Here is a 22586-nt window from a genome sequence, read left to right on the forward strand (position 1 = left end):
TCGTTGTCGATGGGGCGGATCATATCTATGCAATTGAAGATGAAAATACCTACTACTACGTAGAAACGGTCATTCGGTGGGTCAAACCGCTGGATTCACCGCGTTTTTTTTACTCGACACCTACCTATTTCCGGCCTTGAACGGTCCGACTTTGCTTTTTGCGCAAAATTTGCCTATCGCAGAGACATGGGGAGATTCCGCAACGTCTTTCGACCGAACTACGCGCAAAAGCTGTCGCTGCTGGCGACGCTGCCCCTGATTGTGGCCGTGGCGGCGATTGCCATCCTTGTTGCGCATCAGTCCCGCAAACTGGCCGAACGCGAGATTGACCAGCTTGAGGCACAGCTGATCGAAGCCAAAAAGGCCGAATTGCGCAACTATGTCACCCAGGCCCGCAATGGATTTTATTTTGTCTACGGATCGGCCCAGCCCGATGATCAGGCGGCCAAGGATCAGGTCGCGCAAATCCTGTCGGCAATGATCTACGGCGATGACGGGTTCTTTTTTGTCTATGACTATGACGGTACTAATCTGGTCAGCCCGCGCCAGACCGACCTGATCAACAAGAACTGGACCGGCCTGACTGACAGCGAAGGCACACCTGTCGTGGACGAACTGATCCGGATAGCCCGACAAGGTGCGGGGTATCACTCCTATCTCTGGCCCAAACCTTCGACCGGGGAAGAGGCGCAGATGATCACCTACGTCACCAGCTTTCCCAGTTGGCAGTGGGCCGTGGGCACAGGCGTGTTCATTGACGACGTCGTTGCCTCAATCGCTGCCGCCCGGGCCGAGGTCGAGGCCCGCGTGCGCCGGACATTCTATTATATCGGCGGAATTACATTGGCGGCAGTGCTGGTCGTTTTTGCCTCAGGCATGCTCCTGAATTTCCGGGAAAGACGGCTGGCGGATGCCAAGCTGAAAGATCTGACTCAGCGGGTTCTCGACGCGCAAGAGGAAGAGCGGGGCCGAGTGGCGCGCGAATTGCATGACGGGATCAGCCAGATACTCGTCGGTGTACGCTACGCGCTGGACAATGCCCGACGGCGGCTTGCACGCGGTGATGACGACGGGGCGCATGCTCCTTTGGACAAGGGGATCGAGCATCTCGGCACCGCAATCACCGAGGTGCGCCGCATCAGCCGCGATTTGCGCCCTGGTGTGCTGGACGATCTGGGCCTTGGCCCCGCAGTAAAGGCGCTGACCGACGATTTCCGCGAACGCACGGGGATTGAGACCGAATTCTCGACCGTCGTGTTTCGAAACCGGTTGGATCAGGACGCCAAGATCGCCCTTTACCGTATCGCACAAGAAGCCCTGACCAATATCGAACGCCACGCCGATGCAACGCATGTTACAATTGATCTGCGCGGTCACAAAAAGGGTGCCACCATGCGCATCACCGACAATGGTCGCGGCCTGCCCCGCGAGGCTGAAGGCGTCAGTACTGGGATAGGGCTGCGCAACATGCAGGAACGCATCGAACAGCTTGACGGATCACTGCGTATTCTGTCATCACGCAGCCCGCACGGCGGCACCGTGATCGAGGTTACCCTGCCGCTTAGCCACTTGCTTCCGCCGCAGGAAGACGCAACTCCGAACCGAAAGGCCGGTACATGAGCGCACAGACGATCCGGGTCCTGATCGTGGATGACCACCCGATGGTGGCCGAAGGGATTCAGTCGATCCTTGAAAGTTATCCCGGCATTGAGGTGGTCTGCACGCTTGGCACCGGGCAAGAGGCCGTCGATCAGGTCGCCGATCTTTCCCCCGATGTGATCCTGATGGACCTGAACATGCCTGGCTTGGGTGGGCTCAGCGCCACCGAGATGATTTTGGAACGCCTGCCCGAAACCCGCATTCTGATCCTGTCGATGCATGACAGCCCCGAATATATTTCCACCGCGCTGAACCACGGCGCCAAAGGCTACGTTCTCAAAGACGTACCGACGGATGAGATCAAACAGGCCATCGACGCGGTGATGCGCGGCGAGCAGTACCTTTGCACCGGTGCCAGCGGGTCGCTGCAGCCCAAACAAGACAGCGCACGTGAGGCGCTGACCGGCCGTGAACAGACCATCCTGCTGGAGCTGGCGCAGGGAAAATCCAACAAAGAAGTGGCGCAGACCTTGGAAATCTCTGTGCGCACGGTGGAAACCCACCGCAAGAACATCAAACGCAAACTGGGTATCTCATCCACTGCGGGTCTGACCCGATACGCGCTGGAACACGGGGTCTTGCAAGGCACCAGCCCTGGTTTCTAAGCACACCCGCAGCGCGCAGCGCTGCCCGGCCCAACCGGAGGAGATGCGCCGCAGGCGTATCGACAACGGGCGGGAGGCCCTAGCCCCTCGGGCTTACATCCTGCCCAAAGAATACCAACGTCCCGTCTTCGTCGATAACGTGAAACTCGCGCTGCAGATAGGGCTGATCAAACGGCGGGCGCACGCGCCCTTCGGGCAGATCAGCCAGCCCCGGTCGCAAACTGTCGTACAATGCGTCGATCCCGTCGATGTCAATGTAAAACGACTGATCTTCTCCCAAAGGGCGACCGTCACCGCGTGGCGGGCATTCCAATAACCGTATGGCCACGGGCCCCAATGACAAAAAGGCGTAATTGTCCTGCCGAAACCCGCAAGAAAATCCCAAACGGTCGCAGTAGAAATCAATCTGCTTTTGCAGGGAAGAACACAGAACAAATGGCGTGAGCTGTAAAATCTTAGGCATCGGACCCTCCGGTCGCTGAAAACCCCTTTATTTTAACCCCAGATTTTTCAGTCCAGCAATTGATCCTTTCGCATCCCTTCTCGCGCATGATGATGCGGTAACACACGCCCATAAAGTTGTCGTGTGCGTTCAACCCCGCCGCACATCCCTTCGGCTTCAACGAACGAGAAGATCCCAACATATCGGGTGCGCGCACCCGTAACTGGCGCTACCCTATGCAGCGCGTACCGCCCCTTGAAAATCTGTAGGTCCCCCGGTTGCAATTCCAGCTCTCGCACCCGCGCCCTGTCTCCGTCCAGAACCGAGGCCACGGACTTGAAGTTTTCATCCTCGGCCGTGCGCAGGTTCGGCACATATTCAAAGGTGCCCCCGACTTCTCCGTTCTGAATGGCCAGCGTAACGGTGTAGTTGTTGGTGTCGAAATGCCAGGGAAAGCCCTGCCCTTCCTCGACCACGTTAATGATCACGTCCGCCAGCGGATCATCATATCGAAAGAACTGGTCCTCGGGCTCATCCAATGCGTCCCGGACAAATGGCATGAACCATTCATATTCGTAAATTCGCCGCAAAGGACCCGAAGTGGGAAAATTATCCGCAGGAACAAAGGCGTTTGAGCGGTCATAAAAGCGACGTATCGGATGGCCGATCCCAAAGCGCGGATCATCCTTGGTGAAATATGCGTTGGTTCTATTGAATGAGCGATGCGCTTGTGGGGCGACCTCATCCGCCTCGCGCACCAGCAACTCCAACCCGTCCTCATGCACAAATCCGGGCAGAACTGCGCAGCCGTCTTGATCAAGTTCCTTCCGCACATCTGCAATCGTCTGATCATAGCCCCGCGACCCGGGCCGATCGATTGGATATCGCCCAAGATCTATGAGGTCCTGCAACATTCTCCACCTCCGATACTTATTCAATTGAGACCAGCGTGCCGCACAGAACCGGGTCGCTCATGTCAATTTTGGACATTGCCTTGACGCTTTCAGACCTGCCATTTGCCGGCCCAAACCATCATGAGCAGGTTGAAATTCGCGGAAATTCCCAACCTGCGGCAATCTGCGCAATAAAATGTCGCAAAATCTGCATCTCAGGTTACAAAATTGGTACGATTGCCTGTTGACGCCCCTTTCGCCCGCCCATAATGTCCCTGCCAAGCTGAAAAGGAGCCTCTGGCGATGAAAGCGCTAGTCGTAATCGTAGGAAACACGCGCATGGGCCGGTAACGGTAAACCATAATCGAACCCATGCGCCTCCGAAAAATCTCGGGGGCTTTTTTTATGCTAAACGCAAGACACATGTCGCGAACGGAGCAAAGCAGATGACACGTGAGATGACCGGCGCAAAGATGGTAGTTCAGGCCCTCAAGGATCAGGGCGTGGACACGGTATTCGGATACCCCGGTGGCGCCGTGCTACCGATCTATGATGAGATCTTTCTGCAAAACGACATTCGGCACGTTCTGGTGCGCCACGAACAGGGCGCGGTTCACGCCGCCGAAGGCTATGCCCGGTCAACCGGCAAACCCGGCGTTGCACTGGTGACTTCTGGACCCGGCGCCACCAACGCGGTGACCGGCCTGACCGATGCGTTGCTGGACTCGATCCCGATTGTTGTTCTGACCGGGCAGGTTCCGACCTTCATGATCGGCTCGGACGCCTTTCAAGAGGCCGACACAGTCGGTATCACCCGCCCTTGCACCAAGCATAACTGGCTGGTGAAGGACACGGATTCGCTGTCTGAGACCATGCATGAGGCATTTCACGTCGCCATCTCGGGCCGCCCCGGGCCGGTGCTGGTCGATATTCCCAAAGACGTTCAGTTTGCCTCGGGTGAGTATACCGCGCCAAAACCGTCAACATCGCACTACCAACCGGTTCTGAAAGGCGATCTGGAAGAGATCACCGAACTGGTTGCGGCAATCGAGACCGCAAAGAAGCCGGTCTTTTACACTGGCGGCGGTGTCATCAACTCGGGCCCTGCTGCCAGCCAATTGCTGCGCGAATTGGTTGATGCGACGGGCTTTCCAGTCACCTCGACTCTGATGGGTCTGGGCGCTTATCCGGCGTCGGGTGAAAACTGGCTGGGCATGTTGGGGATGCACGGCCTGTACGAGGCCAACCTGGCGATGCATGACTGCGACCTGATGATCAATGTCGGCGCACGGTTCGACGACCGGATCACCGGGCGGATTGATGCGTTCTCGCCGAATTCGAAAAAAGCGCATATCGACATTGATCCGTCATCGATCAACAAGGTGATCCGCGTGGACATCCCGATTGTCGGCGACGTGGCGCATGTGCTTGAGGATATCCTCAAGGTCTGGAAGTCGCGCGGGCGCAAAACCGATGCGGCTGCCGTCAAGAAATGGCAGGCGCAGATCAGCGATTGGCGCAAGGTGAATTGCCTGGCGTTCACCAACAGCGAAAAGACCATCAAACCGCAACATGCGCTGCAACGCCTTGAAGAGCTGACCAAAAATCACGACCGCTACATTACGACCGAGGTCGGTCAACATCAGATGTGGGCCGCACAGTATCTTGGGTTCGAAGACCCTAACCGCTGGATGACTTCGGGTGGTCTGGGCACGATGGGCTATGGCTTCCCGGCCTCTGTCGGGGTGCAGATGGCGCACCCTGACGCGCTGGTGATCAACGTGGCCGGCGAGGCGTCGTGGCTGATGAACATGCAGGAAATGGGCACGGCCGTTCAGTACCGCCTGCCGGTGAAACAGTTCATCCTGAACAACGAACGCCTTGGCATGGTTCGTCAGTGGCAGGAACTGCTGCATGGCGAGCGGTACTCGCATTCGTGGTCCGAGGCCCTGCCCGATTTCGTCAAGCTCGCCGAGGCGTTCGGCGCCAAGGGTATCCTGTGTTCTGACCCCGCCGATTTGGATGACGCGATCATGGAGATGATCAACTATGACGGTCCGGTGATTTTTGACTGTCTGGTGGAAAAGCACGAGAACTGCTTCCCCATGATCCCGTCGGGCAAGGCCCATAACGAGATGCTGCTGGGCGAGGCCGAAACGCAGGGCGTGATCGATTCCAAAGGCTCGGTTCTGGTTTGACGAAATTTGTTGGGCGCGGCGGAGCGCCCAACACCACAAGAATGATGAAAGGGACGTAAATGTCTGCCCTACATATCAAAAAAGGCTCTACCCGCCATTCGGCCTATAACCTACGCCCGACCTTTTCGGACGTGCAGGAGCGCCACACGATTGCGGTTCTGGTCGAAAACGAACCCGGTGTCTTGGCCCGTGTGATCGGGTTGTTCTCGGGCCGTGGTTACAACATCGAAAGCCTGACCGTGGCCGAGGTCGACCACACCGGACATCTGAGCCGTATCACCATCGTCACCACCGGTACGCCGCAGGTGATCGAGCAGATCAAGGCGCAGCTGGGTCGTATCGTCACCGTTCACGACGTGCATGATTTGACCGTCGAAGGCGACGCGGTCGAGCGTGAGCTTGCGATCATCAAAGTGGTTGGCGCAGGCGACAAACGGGTCGAGGCGTTGCGTCTGGCCGACATCTTCCGCGCCAATGTGGTCGACAGCACGCTGAACTCGTTCATCTTTGAAATCACCGGCGCACCGGACAAGATCGACGCCTTTGCCGATCTGATGCGCCCGCTGGGTCTGGTCGAAGTGGCCCGCACCGGTGTCGCGGCCCTGTTGCGCGGCGAATGAACTTTGCCCCACCCGGTCGGGCCGTTCGATAAGGGTGGGGAAACTTCGGTTTGATTTGTTTGCCTTTAGGCTAAATCTGGCCGAGTGCCGGTTTTTTGTGCAAAACAGCCCGAAAAGATCACACAAAACAAGATAAAGCCTATTGCGTTTGTAAGATTGGACGTTAGCCTCTCGGTGTGACGTGGCGTTGGGATGCGCCCGTTCGTGTCATCTGTACGATATGTGCGTTGTGTCGACCGTTAGGTCGAACATGTTGCGTACTATAAAACAAGTCGCGAGAACCTGGGACACCTATGACCAAAGACATCCGTAATCCGGACGAATTGCGCAGGATGTTCGGCGCCAATCTCAGGCAACTTGCGCAGCAATATACATCAGTATCAGAACTTTGCCGACAATTGGGCGTCAACCGGACGCAATTCAACCGATACCTTGGTGGCGAGAGTTTTCCAAGACCTGACGTACTGGACCGGATTTGCCGGTTTTTCGAAGTGGACGCCCGTATTCTGCTGCGCCCGCTGGACGAGATCGACCGCTCTCCGACGCATCCAGCGGCATCCGCCCTTACGGATTTTCTGGGCTCGGGTCCTACAACACTGACCGAGAACCTATTCCCGGCGGGGTTCTATTATGCAACCGAGACCGAGCTGGATGATCCTAAGCCCTCGCGGCACAGGTTGATTCACGCGCGCCGGTTGCCGCAATGTACGCTAGTGCGTGGTTATGAGCCCCGCCCAGGCATGCCAAGCGCCGCCCCGACTGAACGTGAAGTCCAAGGCATCGCCGCCTGTGCGGGCCGCCAGATTTATATCCTGATGTCCAGCCGAGCCTCGCAAAACAGCCGTATTTATCTGGTGACACGCGGGACCGAGGACCATTCGGACCGTTGGCGCGGCGTGGCAATCTGCTTATCCAGAACGACCGCCAGCGAGACAACCACCCGACGCATTCTATTGCGTCATCTGGGCGAAGACCCCTCGGCCGTTCTGGCAGCCGCGCGAACGGCCCGCCGCGCAGAACGCTCGTTGCAGCAAGCGGCAAGCTGACGTCACGCAGCGTTTTCGCCCGACGCTTGAGTGATCAGCCGATACAAATGCCAGCTAGCATGCCCCAACAGCGGCAACACGATAAACAAGCCCAAAAACCACGGGATCATGGCCAGGAAAGTCAGGATGGCGATGAAGATTCCCCACAGAAACATGACACTGAAATGATCACGGACATAGCTGAAACTGGCGATCATTGCGGTCACGAAATCCAGCTCTCGGTCCAATAGCATCGGGATTGAAAGGACAGTGATCATATAAAGCACCGTCGCGAACACAGCCCCCACGACGCTTCCCACAGCCAACATCGTCAACCCGTTGGCGGTTAAATACACATCTAACGAGGTCGACACGTTTGTCATCGTCGACAACCCCATGAACAGGGCAAAGATCATGTGGCCTAGAAAGAACCAGAATAAAAACATCACCACGATGATCGCGCATATCGAGGGCAACTGACGGCGCCCCTGCTGAACCACCACTCCGAAAATAGACTTGAATTCCAAGGACTCACCCTGCTCCAGCCGGTGCGAGACTTCATACATCCCCACCGCCGCAAAGGGCCCCAGCAAAGGAAACCCGATAGCAGCCAGAACCAACCAGTACGACGTGCCCGTCTGCAACGTGATCCAAGCCATGAACCAACCGGCCAGCACGTAAAACCCCGCAAACAGAAGCCCAAAAACCGGCGCCCGGCGAAAGTCGGCCCAGGCCCGGCGCAGGGCTTCGCGCAACATCCCCAAATTCACCGGCCCCATTTCGGGAACACCAAATGGCTTGTCCATGTTCTGTCCTCCTCCCTTGCCGACCCTATGGTTGGGCCGGTCGTTTTTGCGGCCACATGGTGGCGGCGTGATAGGCTGCGCCAATCGACAGGATGCGGGCGTCGGATCCGCGTGGGCCAAACACCTGGATTCCCATCGGCAGTTCATTGTCTCCGAAACCCGCCGGTGCTGACAAACAGGGCAAACCGATCAGGCTGACTGGCACCATGACCTCCATCCACCGATGATAGGTATCCATCCGTCGACCGGCAATTTCCGTTGGGTATGGCGTCTCAATCTCAAAGGGCCAAACCTGCGCAGACGGCAACACCAAGGCATCATAGTCGCGCATCAACTCTGCCACGCATCGAAACCACTCGGACCGGATGACGCTGGCTTCATGCACTTGCATCGCTGTCAGGGACTGGCCTCGGTCCAACTCCCACTGCGCCGTGTCTTTCAACACGTCACGTTCATTTGCAAGCGGCACAAGGCTTGCGGCCACGCTCCAGGATCGCAGGGTTGTCCAGCTGTTCCAAAGGCGCTCAGCCTCAAACAGCGGCGCAACGGGGATGACCTTGACCCCCAGTTGAGTGAACACATTCAAAGCACTTTCACATTGCGCACGTATGCCATCCTCAAATGGATAGGCCCCTCCCCAGTCATCCAGCCACCCGATCCGCAAGCCGCGCATGTCTGCCGCCTGCACCGGCGACACTTTGGGCGTGGTCTCACCAAACGGCTGCCGCGCATCCGGCCCCGAAATAACATCCAGCAGCAGGCCCAGATCCTCGGGGCTGCGCGCCATCGGGCCAAGCGTGGACAGCTGATGCAGAAAGCCATCACCTACCGGTTCAGACGGCACCCGTCCCCAACTTGGCCGGAACCCGTAAACATTGTTCCAAGCCGCCGGGTTGCGCAGGCTGCCCATCGCATCTGACCCATCCGCAAGCGCCACCATGCCGGTGGCCAATGCCACCGCCGCGCCGCCGGATGACCCGCCGCAGGTCCGGGCCGGATTATATGGGTTCGTCGTCGCGCCATGGACCGGATTGAAAGTATGGGACCCCAGCCCGAATTCGGGAACATTGGTCTTGCCGATCAGGATCGCCCCGGCAGCCCGCATCCGCGCGGCAATCAGATCATCCCTTTGCGCAACGTGATCCTGAAAAATCGGAGATCCCTGCGACGTTACGATCCCCGCCACGTTCACCAGATCTTTGACCGCAATCGGCAACCCATGCAGGGGGCCACGGATTGGCCCAGCATCTAAAGCGCGGGCCTCGGCCATTAAATCATCCCGCTCGCGCAAAGCCACAATGGCGTTCGCGGCCTCGTTGACCTTGCCTATCCGCTCCAGCGTTTGCTGCATCACCTCTTGCGCCGACACCTGCCGGTCCGTCAGCGCGTTCAAGAGGTCACTTGCAGTTGCTTGGCTCAGATTCATCCCAGGTTCGTCCCTTTTGCAAGGTCAACCTAGCCGGGGCATCCCTCCATTTAAACCCGCTGTTTAAATGAATCTTTTCCGTTCCCACAGAAAACTGGGATCCGCTTCATCTGGCTAAAAATATCTCGGAGGAGGCTCCGCTTGCGGAGAAGGGAGCAGAGCCCCCTGCCCGCCTTAGTCGCCCTGCGCCTCGGACCGGCTTTTACCCGCCACGTTCAACGCCAGTGTGGCTGCCATGAACCCGTCCAGATCACCGTCCAGCACACCTTTGGTGTCTGATGTCTCATGGTTGGTGCGCAGATCCTTCACCATCTGATAAGGCTGCAGAACATAGGATCGGATTTGGTTACCCCATCCCGCGTCGCCCTTGGCCTCATGCGCGGCGTTAATGTCAGCGTTGCGGCGATCTAGTTCCTGCTGATACAGGCGCGACTTCAGCGCCTTCATCGCGATATCGCGGTTTTGGTGCTGCGACTTCTCGGAACTGGTCACGACAATGCCGGTTGGGATGTGCGTGATCCGAACTGCCGAGTCCGTGGTGTTGACGTGCTGACCGCCCGCGCCCGAGGACCGGTATGTGTCGATACGGATGTCCGAGGGGTTCACCTCGATCTCAATATTGTCGTCAACCACCGGATAAACCCAGACCGAGCTGAACGACGTATGCCGCTTAGCCGCCGAGTCATAAGGTGAAATCCGCACCAGCCGGTGTACGCCGCTTTCCGATTTCAACCAGCCATAGGCGTTATGACCGGAAATCTTGTAGGCGGCAGATTTGATCCCCGCCTCTTCACCCGAGGTCTCCGATTGCAGCTCGACGGTATAGCCCTTTTTCTCGGCCCAACGCACATACATCCGCGCCAGCATCGAGGCCCAGTCACAGCTTTCCGTACCACCCGCGCCCGAGTTGATTTCAAGGAACGTATCATTGCCGTCAGCCTCGCCATCCAGCAGCGCCTCTAGCTCTTTCTTGGCGGCTTTGGCCTTCAGGCTTTTGATGGCGTTTTCGGCGTCAGTGACAACCTCTTCGTCCTCCTCCATCTCTCCCAGCTCGATCAATTCGATATTGTCGCTCAGATCGGTTTTGATGGTTTCATAGGTTTCGATGGCGTCGACCAGCAACTGACGTTCGCGCATCAATTTCTGCGCGTTTTCGGGGTTGTCCCAAAGGTTGGGGTCCTCGACGCGCGCATTGAATTCCTCAAGGCGGTGGGGCGCGGTTTCATAGTCCATACGCTGCGCCAGCAGCTCCAGCGACTTTTCAATTTCCGCCACGGTATTCTGGGTTTCGGCGCGCATGGTCTTGTCCCAACTTGCTCAATCAGGCCTGCGTGATAGCAAGAGGTTCGGGGCACCACAAGCCGCGTGAGGTGTGAATGAACAATGTACCGCTCGAGTTCCCCCCGAGCTGGGGGCTGACGATCCTTGAACCGGTCACAAACACCGGCTTGGCTATGCTATGGAAAGTCATGACACCCGACGGGGCACTGGCGATCTTGAAACTGTACCGCAGACCAGATCGTGGAAACGAAGCACCAGCCGCACAACTTTTGGAGCGTTGGAAAGATCGTGGTGGTGTCGAGATTATTGCCGAAGCGGGAAATGCCGTTCTGATGGATTGGCTCGAAGGTCCATCCCTGGGCGATGTCGCGCGGCGCGGAGATGTGGACAGGGCGTGTAGCGCGTTGGCCAGAGCTGCACGTCGTTTGCATGCGAAACCGCCGGTCGATCCAACCGGGTTAAGTGTATTAAACGCGGTCTTTGCACCGCTATTCCAGTGCTCCTTCTCACCAAACTGTCCGAAACACCTAAAAAACAGCATGACGGACGCGATAGGCCTAGCTCGCACACTTCTCGACAGTCAGGACATTCTTATCCCTCTGCATGGTGATCTGCACCATGATAACGTCATTCAAACCCTGCATGGGTTAAAGGTCATCGACCCAAAAGGATACGTAGGTGATCCAGCCTTTGAGCTGGCCAATGCCTTACGCCATCCAAAGGGTATGCCCGAGCTTGTGCGCCAACCGGAACAGATGGTTCGGTGTATTGCGCTGTATTCGCAAGCTATGTACGTGCAGCCCAAACGCCTAGCGCAATGGGCCGCCACTAAATGCGCATTGTCGATATTCTGGCGATCGAAAGGCACGATCACAAACGATAGTGAAGCTGATTTACTCGGCCAATTCTTGACAATGGCAGATCAATAAAGCCCACCAGTCGATAGATCACCCTGGCTGGCATTGGGGCCAACCGTGACGGTATTCCCGGTTGATGTGGTCACCTGACGGCCAGTGTTGACCTCTTCGAAAAGCGGCAGGTCCGAGCCGACCGCAAAGCCGCCGTCATACACGCGGTCAATAAAGCCGTCGACGCCATCGCGGAAATATTCGGCCACGACATAATCCCCGGTCGCATCCGCAGGCAGACGCGCGCCGCTGAAACGGTCGATTTTGATAAAGTGGCCACCCTCGGGCACCTCAAACGGACCGCCGCCATATTTCTCGACAGCTTTTTCCATAAAGCTTTGGAAAACCGGGCCACACATTGTACCGCCATAGGCCCCCCGCCCCATCGGGCGCGGGCGGTCATACCCGATATAGCAGCCGGCCACGATATTGGACGTAAAGCCGATAAACCACGCATCTTTGGATTCGTTGGTCGTACCGGTTTTACCCGCTGTGGGCACCGGCAGATTAACGACGCTCGACGCAGTTCCCCGATCCACCACGCCCTTCATCATCGACGTCAACTGATATGCGGTGATCGCATCCATAACCTGCCACCGATCGGTCACGATCGTGGGCGATTCGTCCGGCTCAAGCCAGCTAGAGTTGCAGTCCACACACTGGCGGTCGTCATGTCGGTAAATCGTCTTGCCGAACCGGTCCTGAATTCGGTCGACCAGGGTAGGCTCGACCCGCTCGCCACCATTGGCGAACATCGCATAGGCAGCGACCATCTTGTATAGCGTGGTTTCCTCGGACCCCAGCGAGTTGGCAAGGAATGCACCCATCCGATCGTAAACGCCGAAACGCTCAGCGTAGCCCGCCACAACGGGCATCGTGACCTCTTGCGCCAGACGGATCGTCATCAGGTTCCGCGACTGCTCGATCCCGGTGCGCAGCGGCGTCGGACCATAGAACTTGTTTGTCGAGTTCTTGGGCCGCCACAAACCCTGCGGCGTATTCACCTCGATCGGGGCGTCCACCACGATTGTTGCTGGGCTATAACCACTGTCCAGTGCCGCCGCGTAAACAAAAGGCTTAAAGCTGGACCCCGGCTGACGCTGCGCCTGCGTAGCGCGGTTGAACACCGTATCCTGATACGAGAACCCGCCCTGCATCGCCAGAACGCGGCCTGAATTCACGTCCATCGCGACAAATCCGCCCTGTACTTCGGGAATTTGACGCGCCGACCACTGACCTTCTTCGCCGGCCATGACCAGGATGACGTCACCGCGTTTGAAATTGGCGGCGAAATCGCCCTGCATCCATTTGATATCGGAACGCGGCACAACGCCGTCGGCTGGGCCGTTCTCGATACCGACCGTCAGGGATTGATCGGCCACATTTAAAACCACCGCCGGATACCACTGCGTCGGCAGCACCACGTCGCGTGGGATTTCCAAGATCGCCAGCGCTTCGCGCCACTGGGCTTCGTCGGTCAGTTTCTCATCGGCGATCACTTCTTTCGTGCCGCGCCATTTACCGCGCGAGCGGTCGTATTTCTGCAGCGCGGTACGCAGGGCCTTGGCCGCTTCAACCTGCATCTCTTCGTCCACCGAGGCGCGAACGGTAAAGCCGCCAGTAAAGAACTCACCCTCGCCAAAATCCTCGCTCAGCTGGCGGCGGATTTCGTCGGTGAAATAGTCACGCGGTGGCAGCGCAGTACGGAAACTTTCAAAATCGCCATTCTGGACTGAGCGCAGGGGTGCATCGACCTCGGACTCATAGGTCACCTTATCGATATAGCCATTCTGGTGCATTTCGCGCAGCACGTAATCACGGCGCGCCAGCAGGCGTTCTTTCTGGCGAACCGGATGGTAATCGGACGGCGCTTTGGGCATTGCGGCCAGTGTGGCCGCCTCATGCGGGGCCAGTTCCTGCAACGTCTTGTTGAAATAGGTCTGCGCCGCAGCCGTCACACCATACGAGTTCTGGCCCAAAAAGATCTCGTTCATATAAAGTTCGAGGATCTGTTCCTTGTCCAGCGTATCCTCAAGCCGGGTGGCGAGGATGATTTCCTTGATCTTGCGCTCGGCCCGGCGGTCGCCGGACAGCAGGAAGTTCTTCATCACCTGCTGCGTGATCGTGGACGCACCACGAACATTTTCACCTTTAGATTTCACCGCCTCAACACCGGCTGCGACAATACCGCGCGGGTCATAACCCTGGTGGGTGTAAAAGTTTTTGTCCTCGGCCGAGATGAATGCCTGCTTAACCAGGTCGGGGATTTCCTCGGACGGAGTAAACAGGCGGCGTTCCTGCGCGAATTCGTCGATCAGTTGCCCTTCACCTGAATAGATCCGGCTGATCGTCGGCGGCTTATACTGTGCCAGCGATTCATGGCTGGGCAGGTCGCGCCCATACATCCAGAACACCGCGCCGATCACCAACGCAGCCATAAAAATACCCAAGGTGACGAGGCTGAAGATCGCCCCGAAAAACGAAAGAATGAAACGGATCACGTTACTGCCTTTTACTCGCGCTGCCGCCTATATAGTGGTGCCCTGGCGCAGGGTCAAAACACGATGGCCAATATTAGCCGGTTTGCGCCGCAGGGTCACTGCCCAATCAGGGCGCGTTTGACCAGATCGTCCTGCCGCCATTGTTCCAACCCGTTCAGGATTCCGCGCGCCATCCCTTTGCGCCATTCTGGATTCGTGACGTTTTTCAGATCTCTGGGGCTGGACAGAAACCCAAGCTCGACCAAAATCGACGGGATATCCGCCGCCTTTAGTACAGAAAAGGATGCCGTGCGAATTGGGCGGTTATTCATCGGCCCGCCCTGCTGCGTCATCCCGTCGGCCACGGCCCGCGCCAACGCATCAGTGCGTGGTTTGGTCTCTTGCCGCGCGATATCCAGCAGGATGTCGGCCACCTGGTCGTCGGCACCACTCAGGTCCACACCCGAGATCAGATCGCCCCTATCGTGACGTTCAGCCAATTTGTGGCTGGCCACATCCGAGGCATCGTCGGACAGTGTATAGACAGCTGCACCATGCGCACGACCCTCGGACAGGATATCGGCGTGCAGCGAGATGAACACATCCGCGCCCGCCCGATGCGCCAGAGCTATGCGTCGTTCCAGGCTAACAAAATGGTCGTCCACGCGGGTCATTACCACATGATATCCCCCGGCTCGCAGCAGTGTTTCCCGCAACTCGCGCGCGAAGGTCAGCATCAGGGTCTTCTCGTTTGTTCCCGCGACCTCGGCCCCCGGATCAATGCCGCCGTGGCCTGGGTCCAGCATAACCAGCAAAGGGCGTGTTCCGTTTGGACCGGGTTTGGCAGGCGTCACCGACGGTTCCGGCAGGTCCCATCCCGGCTGGCGCGGCGCCCCGGCGCTGGCGGCGAAGCTGTCGAAATCGGTGCCGCTCAGGCCAAGCGACAGTCGCGCTGTTCCATTGACCTGATCCACCCTCAGGTCAGAGGTATCAACGGCCAGCGGCGCACCAAGTTCCAACACCATACGCGACCAGCCGGGCACATAGGCGCCGAATTGCACGTCACTGATCCGATCGGTTTGAAGGAAAGTGTCGGCGTCCAGCCCAGTCCAATCGACCTCCTGAAAGTCCAGCACGACGCGGTACGGATCACGCAGTGTGAAGACGCGGTAAGGAACGCCCTGACTGAGGCCAAGTTCAACGCGAACTCCGGCGCGACCATCTTGAGTTATGCGGCTATCGTCGGGCAAAACCCGCGCAAGCGCGCTGAAATCATGCGCGAGCGCAGCACTGCTGAGCGCCCAGATCAGCGCAATGGCGTAGAAAATCCTGCTCATGGCCTCAAGTTTTCCCGAGATCGTTTGGCGGTCAGACTAGCGGACCGAAGCTAATTTGTGAACGGCTTACGCCGGAGATGTGATCGCGCCGCGTTCAGCCATGAACCGTTGAAGCCGCATCAGACCTTCTTCGATATCCGCCGTTGATCGCGCATAGGAAAACCGCAGCGTGTGATGCCCGCGTACTGGGTCAAAATCCAACCCCGGCGTCACGGCCACCCCGGCCTTGTCCAGAATCTCGGCCGCGAAGGCGCGACTGTCTTCGGTCAGGTCGGAGACATCGGCGTAAACGTAGAACGCCCCGTCAGGTGGCGCGATATTGGTGAACCCGGCCTTGGGCAAACCGTCCAACATCAACGTGCGATTGCGGCGGTAAACGTCTAGATTGGCTTGCAATTCCGCCTCGCAATCCATCGCGGCTAGTGCGGCTAACTGGCTGGCATGGGGGGCACAGATGAACATGTTCTGGGCGATGCGCTCGACGACGCGCACCTGATCCTCGGGCACGACCATCCAGCCAACACGCCAACCGGTCATCGAGAAATATTTCGAGAATGAGTTGATCACATAACAATCATCCGTCAACTCCAGCGCCGTGACGGCTTTGGCCTCATATTCCAGACCATGGTAAATCTCATCACTGATGAACGAGGCTCCCTGCCTGTGCGTCGCCTCGATCAGTGCGCCCATTGACGCATGGTTCAGCATGGTACCGGTCGGATTGGCAGGTGACGCGACCATCAGCCCCTGCAGATCAAGCCCTGCGAAATCTGTGGGCACGGGTTGCAGGCGGTTTTCCGGCGCGGTCGGAAGATCAACCGGCACCAAACCCAGTGCTTTCAGAATCTGCCGGTAAGACGGATAGCCCGGCGCGCCGATACCGACGCGGTCGCCGCTGTCGAACAGCGCAGTGAAGGCCAGTAGAAATCCGCCAGAAGATCCCGGAGTAATCACAACGCGTTCGGGGTTCAGATCAACATTATACCAATCGCCATACAGACGTGCGATCCGTTGCCGCAGCTCAGGCAATCCCAACGCGACCGTATAACCCAACGGGGCTTGCTCCATGGCCTTCGCCAGAGCCTTAACAGCCCCCTTGGGTGCACCGGTGCCGGGCTGGCCGACCTCCATATGGATAATGTGGCGCCCGGCCTCTTCGGCGCGGCGCGCGGCCTCCATCACGTCCATCACGATAAAGGGATCGACCCCGGACCGGGTTGAGTTTCTCATGCCAATCTCCCATGTTTCAGCCATGGCTTTTGAACGCTTATCCAGGGTGGCGTCAATCCCGACCCTGTTGCTGGTCGCAGTGACATGGATGGCAAGCCTTGTTCCGGCAAACGCTCAGGGCCTGATCCGAGACCCCGATATCGAACATGGGCTGCGCGAACTGGCCTTTCCGATCCTACGTGCGGCCGGGCTGAACACCAATCGGGTCAAGATATTTGTCGTCAATGATCGCACGTTCAACGCCTTTGTCATCGATTACAGCGCGATTTACCTGAATTACGGGCTGATCCTGACAGTCGAAAGCCCCGAAATGCTGCAAGCCGTGATCGCACACGAAGCCGCGCACATCGCCAATGGCCATTTGGCCCGCCGGACGCAAAATCTACGCGCAGCACAGCGTAAGGCGGGGTTGGGGACTGCGCTGGCCCTAATTGCCGCTGCCGCCGGTGGTGGTGAGGCCGCAGTAGGCATTGCCGCAGGAACCCAAAGTGCTGCCCTGCGCAGTTTTCTGGGGCATACCCGCGCCGAAGAATCCTCGGCCGACCAAAGCGCGGCCAGCTATCTCAGATGGGCCGGTATCTCGCCCATCGGGATGGTTGAACTGCATCGAAAATTCGCAGGGCAAGAGTTGCTTAATGCCGTCAATCAAGACCCCTACATGCGGTCGCATCCCACCAGCCGCGAACGCCTGCGCGTGGCCGAGAGGTTTCTAGCGCAATCTGGCGACTGGTCCAAATCAGACCCAAATGCCGACTACTGGTTCGCGCGGGTCAAGGGTAAGCTTTCGGCTTTCCTCCGATCCCCGACTTGGACCATGCGACGCGCAAAAGAGGAAAACGCGCAAGACGTCCGCCTGATGCGTGAGGCATCGGCCTATCATCAGAACCATGATCTGGCCAACGCCCGCGCCGCCATAGATGGCGCCCTGGCCATTCGCCCAAATGATCCGTTCTATTATGAGCTTAAGGGCCAGATTTTACTGGAAAACCGGCAAATGCAGGACGCCGTGAAAGCCTATGGCAAAGCTGTTGAAATGGCCCCGAATGACGCATTGATCCTGGCTGGGTACGGGCGTGCATTACTGGCGCAAGGTCAGACAAAGAACGCCTTGCAAATGCTTGTAAAGGCACGTCAAAGAGACTACCGAAACGCCCGACTAATGCAGGATCTAGGGGTCGCATATGCGAAGGTCGGCAATAATGGCATGGCTTCGGTCGTGACCGCGGAACGATATGCCTTGCACGGTCGGCTGGCCGACGCGGGCATTCACGCAAAACGGGCACTTGGGCAGTTGCCCGAAGGCTCACCGGGTTGGCAAAGGGCGCAGGATGTGCTGATTGCCTCGGAACGCGCTAAGAAAGCAAAAAGGAAACGGAAATGATCCTCAGACATGCAGCACCCGCCCTACTGGGGCTTTCCTTGATCACTGGCCCTGCGCAAGCGTTGGATTTGAACGCGCTCAGCGCCTCGGAAAAGGAAGAATTCGGAGCCCAGGTGCGCGAATACCTGCTGGAGAACCCCGAGGTGATCATCGAGGCGATTAACATCCTTGAACAACGCAACGCGGTTGCCGAGGCCGCCGCTGACCAAGAACTAGTGGCCGCCAATGCCGATGAGCTGTTCAATGACGGCTATAGCTGGGTGGGTGGCAATCCAGAAGGTGACATTACTCTGGTCGAGTTCATGGACTATCGTTGCGGCTATTGCCGACGCGCAGTGCCCGAAGTCGCTGACCTGCTGGCAGAAGACGGCAATATCCGTTTGGTGATCAAGGAATTCCCGATTCTGGGCGAAGCTTCGGTCTTGTCCTCGCGTTTTGCGGTGGCGACCAAACATGTGGCCGGCGACGACGCATACAAGCAAGTTCACGACGCCCTGCTGGAATTTGGCGGCGAACCCACCGAGGTTTCTCTGCGCCGCATTTCCGATGGTTTGGGTCTGGACAGCGACGCAATCGTCGCGGCGATGGACAGCGATCAGGTGACCGATGAGATCACCCGCACCCGCGCCCTTGCACAACGGATGCAGATTTCGGGAACGCCGTCGTTTGTTTTGGGCACTGAAATGCTGCGCGGTTTCCTGCCCGCGGATCAAATGCTTCAAATCGCCAAAGGCGTGCGCGCTGAACAAGGCTGAGTAAAGGGGCGGTTCACCCGCCCCCCACTCTCGCTTCTGACGCAAGTATCCGGGCAATAGGTCGGACTTGTTCAGCAACCTATTGCCACGCAAACCTATCAAGGTTTGAAATCCAAATTTTTGTGTTGAACGAGATTTTGGTCTCGGGCATTGAACACGCTAAAGTAATTTATCCAAAGTCAGAGGCACGCATGAGCAATAACAAGAAATCTGGACTGTCCCGCGCGGCGCGAAGCGTACGCGAAGCAGGTCGTGTTCTGCGTGGCAAGAAAAAGCCGCTTGCCAAGCCACTGCCAGTGGAAAGCGGTACTTCGGCTAAACCTTTGTATCCCGAAGCCCGTAAAAGCATTATCGTCGACATCGGCATGAATGACGGTAAAGACACGGTCTATTACCGTAAAAGAGGGTTCAACGTCATCGCCGTCGAGGCCATCCCAGATTTGTGTGCTGCCGTAACCAAGCATTTCGAAGACCTAGGCGTGGATGGCGTCGATATCAGAAATTGTGCTGTAACCGACGGCACGGCGGATGAGGTCACTTTCTACGTGAACAAGTTCAATTCGGCCTGGAGCTCGGTAAATGAGAGGATCGGAAGCCGGAAGGATGGGGCCGAAAAAATCGTTGTTCCGGCAGTTGATCTTTCCGAGGAATTGGGGCCGGTTTCCAAGCAAATCCTTTACGTTAAGATCGACATAGAAGGCCTTGACAGCGTTGCACTTTCGCAAATTATGAACCTGCCTAATCTGCCGAAATATGTGTCGGTTGAAAACGGAAGCCTGGATATGCTCGAGACTTTGCACAAGAACGGGTATGACAGGTTCAAGTTTTCCAACCAGAAATATGTAGAGCACCAAACGATTTCACCTTCATCACCGCACGGACCGGTTCCCGATCACAAGTTTATAACCAGTGCATCGGGTGTGTTTGGTGAAGACATACCTGGAAAATGGATATCTTATGAAGATGCTGTAAAGGTTCAAGAAGGGCTGAATATTGCCGCGGGCCTTTCCCCTGACAACCTGTTTGCTGTTGTTGTTGGATGGTTTGATCTGCACGCCAAGCACTCATCCGCCAAGTAAGGTCATCCGCTATGCGGGGGAAACTGGGTCAGGGATGGTGCGAAATGCCAATGCCTTTGACCCTAAGGGTTCGACCCTGCAAGCCTTCGCACTGGCCAGCCTACAGTGCGTCAATCAGAAGGTCCAAAACCCTAACTACATCCGGGCCATGAAACGATAACGTGCTTTAACGTCCGGGGACCGATATAAGATTGCCATGAACAGAAGGCATTTGATCCTGACAGGAGGGGCGCTGGGATTGATGGGTTGGTCCAATCACTCTGCATCGCAACCGGACTTGGGCTATTTTGTACCCGCCGAGGAAACCCGCCATCAGCGCACCTTTATGCAATGGCCTAGCAGCCGACGGGTGTATTGGGATGCAGCCCATCTGGAAGACACGCAACAGGCCATCGCCGACATAGCCAATGCCGTATCCGCATTTGAGCCCGTGGTCATGCTGGCTTCTGCGGCTGAGCATGCATCGGCAAAGCGTAAACTCTCGTCAGCAATCGAACTCTGGGACATTCCAACCGAAGACCTTTGGTGTCGCGACTCCGGGCCCGTATTCGTCGTTAATGACAGCGGTCAGTTGGCGATCCGTCAAATTCAATTCAATGGTTGGGGCAAGAAGCAGGTCCATACGCATGACGCTCGTATCGCTGGTCGCGTAGCGGATCATTTGGACCTGCCCCTGCTACCAAGCGGTTTACAAGGCGAGGCTGGAGGGGTTGAACAAGACGGGCACGGGCTGCTCATGGCGCATGAAAGCTCGTGGGTGAACAAGAACCGCAATCCCGGCCTATCGCGCGACCAGATCGAAATGCGCTTGCTGGCCGCCTACGGAGCAGAGCGCATGATCTGGTCCGACGGGGTATGGGGCGAAGATATCACCGATTACCATATCGACTCATTGGCTCGGTTCACGGGGCCGGGGCGCGTTTTGATGAACCTGCCCGATGAGCCCGACATGCGGGACCCATTTCATCTGGCTGCACTGGATACACACGACCGATTGGCCGCCGAAGGGCTGCAAATCGAGGTGATCCCAGAGCCCCATTCACCGCGCATCAGAGACCTGGATTTCGTCGCGTCTTATGTGAACTATTATGTGTGCAATAATGGTGTGATCATGCCTGAGTTCGGAGATGATGAAACCGACCTATTGGCGCAGGACGCAATTGCCCGCCACTATCCTGGGCGCGAGGTCATTGCCCTGAACGTGGACGTACTAGGGCAATCTGGCGGCGGGATTCACTGTGCAACACAGCAGATGCCAGCGATCTAATTCTGCCCACCCGAGGTTAAGTTATTCTGCCGCTTCCTGCGCGGCGTCCAGCTCAGCTGCCTTCTTCTCGACCTCTTCGACGATGTGGTCGATCATCTGGTCGTTGGACATCTTGTGGCTTGCCTTGCCCGCCAGATAGACCATACCCGACCCAGCCCCACCGCCGGTAAAGCCGACATCGGTCATCAAGGCCTCACCCGGGCCGTTGACCACGCAGCCGATAATGGACAGGCTCATCGGGGTCTTGATGTGTTCCAGTCGTTGCTCAAGCGCCTCAACCGTCTTGATCACGTCGAACCCCTGCCGCGCGCAGGACGGGCACGAGATGATGTTCACACCGCGATGGCGCAGACCCAGAGACTTCAGGATCTCATAACCCACCTTCACTTCTTCAACCGGATCAGCAGACAGGCTGACACGGATTGTGTCTCCGATACCCATCCACAACAGGTTACCCAGCCCGATGGCCGATTTGATGGTACCGGACACCAGCCCCCCTGCCTCGGTGATCCCTAGGTGGATGGGGGCGTCGGTAGCCTCGGCAATGCCCTGATAAGCGGCGGCGGATAGGAATACGTCGCTGGCCTTCACACTGATCTTGAATTCGTGGAAATCGTTGTCCTGCAGGATGCGGATATGCTCCAACCCGCTTTCAACCATCGCTTCGGGGCACGGTTCGCCGTACTTCTCAAGCAGGTGTTTTTCCAGACTGCCCGCGTTCACGCCAATCCGGATCGAGCAATTGTGGTCACGCGCCGCCTTGATGACCTCTTTCACGCGCTTTTCGTCGCCGATATTGCCCGGATTGATCCGCAAACAGGCGGCACCGGCCTCGGCGGCCTCAATCCCGCGGCGATAATGGAAATGAATGTCAGCCACGATCGGCACCGGGCTTTCGCGCACGATTTCTTTAAGGGCTTTCGATGACGCCTCATCCGGGACAGACACACGTACGATATCGGCACCGGCCTCGGCAGCGGCTTGCACCTGTGCCACGGTCGCCGCGACATCGGTTGTCAGCGTGTTGGTCATCGTCTGAACAGCAATGGGTGCGTCACCACCAACAGCAACATCCCCGACCATGATCTGACGGGACTTGCGGCGGTAGATATTGCGCCACGGGCGAACGTGATTGAGCGACATGAGGACGGGTCCAAGACAGCCTGAGTTGCGTCTTTAGATAGTCCGCCTGCC

General features: G+C 57.5%; 19 protein-coding genes. 10 read left to right on the forward strand and 9 right to left on the reverse strand.

Features of this window, described 5'->3' with window-relative positions; all coding sequences use genetic code 11:
* Positions 1-186 precede the first annotated feature (186 nt).
* Positions 187-1620: a cache domain-containing protein gene (locus AB1A64_RS05765; protein ID WP_366550543.1), complete on the forward strand. Its 1434-nt coding sequence runs from the start codon at positions 187-189 to the stop codon at positions 1618-1620.
* Positions 1617-2264 (forward strand): response regulator transcription factor, encoded by a 648-nt coding sequence (locus AB1A64_RS05770; RefSeq protein WP_366550544.1) that lies wholly within the window; start codon positions 1617-1619, stop codon positions 2262-2264. Before AB1A64_RS05765 ends, AB1A64_RS05770 begins: the two co-directional genes overlap by 4 nt.
* A 79-nt stretch (positions 2265-2343) precedes the next feature.
* Here AB1A64_RS05770 and AB1A64_RS05775 read toward each other — a convergent pair whose 3' ends face one another.
* On the reverse strand, positions 2344-2727 hold the full coding sequence (locus AB1A64_RS05775) for a VOC family protein (protein WP_366550545.1): 384 nt from the start codon (positions 2725-2727) through the stop codon (positions 2344-2346).
* A 47-nt stretch (positions 2728-2774) separates the two neighbouring features.
* Positions 2775-3620, reverse strand: coding sequence for a hypothetical protein (locus tag AB1A64_RS05780; protein ID WP_366550546.1), 846 nt, complete (start codon positions 3618-3620; stop codon positions 2775-2777).
* 425 nt (positions 3621-4045) lie between these two features.
* Between AB1A64_RS05780 and AB1A64_RS05785 the strand changes: the two genes are divergently transcribed.
* From AB1A64_RS05785 to AB1A64_RS05795, 3 genes are all read left to right on the forward strand, one after another.
* Positions 4046-5797, forward strand: a complete 1752-nt coding sequence (locus AB1A64_RS05785; RefSeq protein ID WP_366550547.1) for an acetolactate synthase 3 large subunit — start codon at positions 4046-4048, stop codon at positions 5795-5797.
* A 59-nt stretch (positions 5798-5856) separates the two neighbouring features.
* Entirely contained in the window at positions 5857-6417 is a 561-nt protein-coding gene (gene ilvN / locus AB1A64_RS05790) for an acetolactate synthase small subunit (RefSeq protein ID WP_170349013.1), read from the forward strand.
* A gap of 293 nt (positions 6418-6710) precedes the next feature.
* The gene (locus AB1A64_RS05795) at positions 6711-7463 is read left to right on the forward strand and encodes a helix-turn-helix transcriptional regulator (protein WP_366550548.1); all 753 of its coding nucleotides are present in this window, start codon (positions 6711-6713) and stop codon (positions 7461-7463) included.
* Positions 7464-7465: 2 nt separating this feature from the next.
* Here the strand turns inward: AB1A64_RS05795 and AB1A64_RS05800 are convergent, their stop codons facing one another.
* From AB1A64_RS05800 to prfB, 3 genes are all read right to left on the reverse strand, one after another.
* Positions 7466-8248 carry a DUF2189 domain-containing protein gene (locus AB1A64_RS05800; RefSeq protein WP_366550549.1) on the reverse strand — a complete coding sequence of 261 codons (783 nt, stop codon included), beginning with the start codon at positions 8246-8248 and terminating at the stop codon, positions 7466-7468.
* Between the two features lie 25 nt (positions 8249-8273).
* Positions 8274-9674 carry an amidase gene (locus AB1A64_RS05805; RefSeq protein ID WP_366550550.1) on the reverse strand — a complete coding sequence of 467 codons (1401 nt, stop codon included), beginning with the start codon at positions 9672-9674 and terminating at the stop codon, positions 8274-8276.
* Positions 9675-9848: 174 nt separating this feature from the next.
* Positions 9849-10973: a peptide chain release factor 2 gene (gene prfB / locus AB1A64_RS05810; RefSeq protein WP_366550551.1), complete on the reverse strand. Its 1125-nt coding sequence runs from the start codon at positions 10971-10973 to the stop codon at positions 9849-9851.
* Between the two features lie 77 nt (positions 10974-11050).
* On the opposite strand from prfB, the gene AB1A64_RS05815 reads away from it, so the two are divergent.
* Entirely contained in the window at positions 11051-11884 is an 834-nt protein-coding gene (locus AB1A64_RS05815; protein ID WP_366550552.1) for an aminoglycoside phosphotransferase family protein, read from the forward strand.
* On the opposite strand, the gene AB1A64_RS05820 is transcribed toward AB1A64_RS05815, so the two are convergent.
* The 3 genes from AB1A64_RS05820 to AB1A64_RS05830 form a co-directional block, all read right to left on the reverse strand.
* Positions 11878-14364, reverse strand: coding sequence for a PBP1A family penicillin-binding protein (locus tag AB1A64_RS05820; protein ID WP_366550553.1), 2487 nt, complete (start codon positions 14362-14364; stop codon positions 11878-11880). The genes AB1A64_RS05815 and AB1A64_RS05820 overlap by 7 nt on opposite strands.
* A 95-nt stretch (positions 14365-14459) precedes the next feature.
* Positions 14460-15680 (reverse strand): N-acetylmuramoyl-L-alanine amidase, encoded by a 1221-nt coding sequence (locus AB1A64_RS05825; RefSeq protein WP_366550554.1) that lies wholly within the window; start codon positions 15678-15680, stop codon positions 14460-14462.
* Between the two features lie 66 nt (positions 15681-15746).
* Entirely contained in the window at positions 15747-16910 is a 1164-nt protein-coding gene (locus AB1A64_RS05830) for an aminotransferase class I/II-fold pyridoxal phosphate-dependent enzyme (RefSeq protein ID WP_366550555.1), read from the reverse strand.
* Between AB1A64_RS05830 and AB1A64_RS05835 the strand changes: the two genes are divergently transcribed.
* The 4 genes from AB1A64_RS05835 (at position 16909) to AB1A64_RS05850 (ending at position 21392) form a co-directional block, all read left to right on the forward strand.
* Positions 16909-18291, forward strand: a complete 1383-nt coding sequence (locus tag AB1A64_RS05835) for a M48 family metalloprotease (protein WP_366550556.1) — start codon at positions 16909-16911, stop codon at positions 18289-18291. The two genes, AB1A64_RS05830 and AB1A64_RS05835, sit on opposite strands and share 2 nt — an antisense overlap.
* Positions 18288-19046 carry a DsbA family protein gene (locus AB1A64_RS05840; protein WP_366550557.1) on the forward strand — a complete coding sequence of 253 codons (759 nt, stop codon included), beginning with the start codon at positions 18288-18290 and terminating at the stop codon, positions 19044-19046. The genes AB1A64_RS05835 and AB1A64_RS05840 overlap by 4 nt, the downstream gene beginning before the upstream one ends.
* Positions 19047-19171: 125 nt before the next feature.
* The gene (locus AB1A64_RS05845) at positions 19172-20125 is read left to right on the forward strand and encodes an FkbM family methyltransferase (RefSeq protein WP_366550558.1); all 954 of its coding nucleotides are present in this window, start codon (positions 19172-19174) and stop codon (positions 20123-20125) included.
* A 196-nt stretch (positions 20126-20321) separates the two neighbouring features.
* Entirely contained in the window at positions 20322-21392 is a 1071-nt protein-coding gene (locus tag AB1A64_RS05850) for an agmatine deiminase family protein (protein WP_366550559.1), read from the forward strand.
* Positions 21393-21413: 21 nt separating this feature from the next.
* On the opposite strand, the gene ispG is transcribed toward AB1A64_RS05850, so the two are convergent.
* Positions 21414-22535 carry a flavodoxin-dependent (E)-4-hydroxy-3-methylbut-2-enyl-diphosphate synthase gene (ispG, locus tag AB1A64_RS05855; protein WP_170358927.1) on the reverse strand — a complete coding sequence of 374 codons (1122 nt, stop codon included), beginning with the start codon at positions 22533-22535 and terminating at the stop codon, positions 21414-21416.
* Positions 22536-22586 lie beyond the last annotated feature (51 nt).

The sequence above is a fragment of the Ruegeria sp. ANG10 genome (assembly GCF_040705255.1).
Lineage (GTDB): Bacteria > Pseudomonadota > Alphaproteobacteria > Rhodobacterales > Rhodobacteraceae > Ruegeria.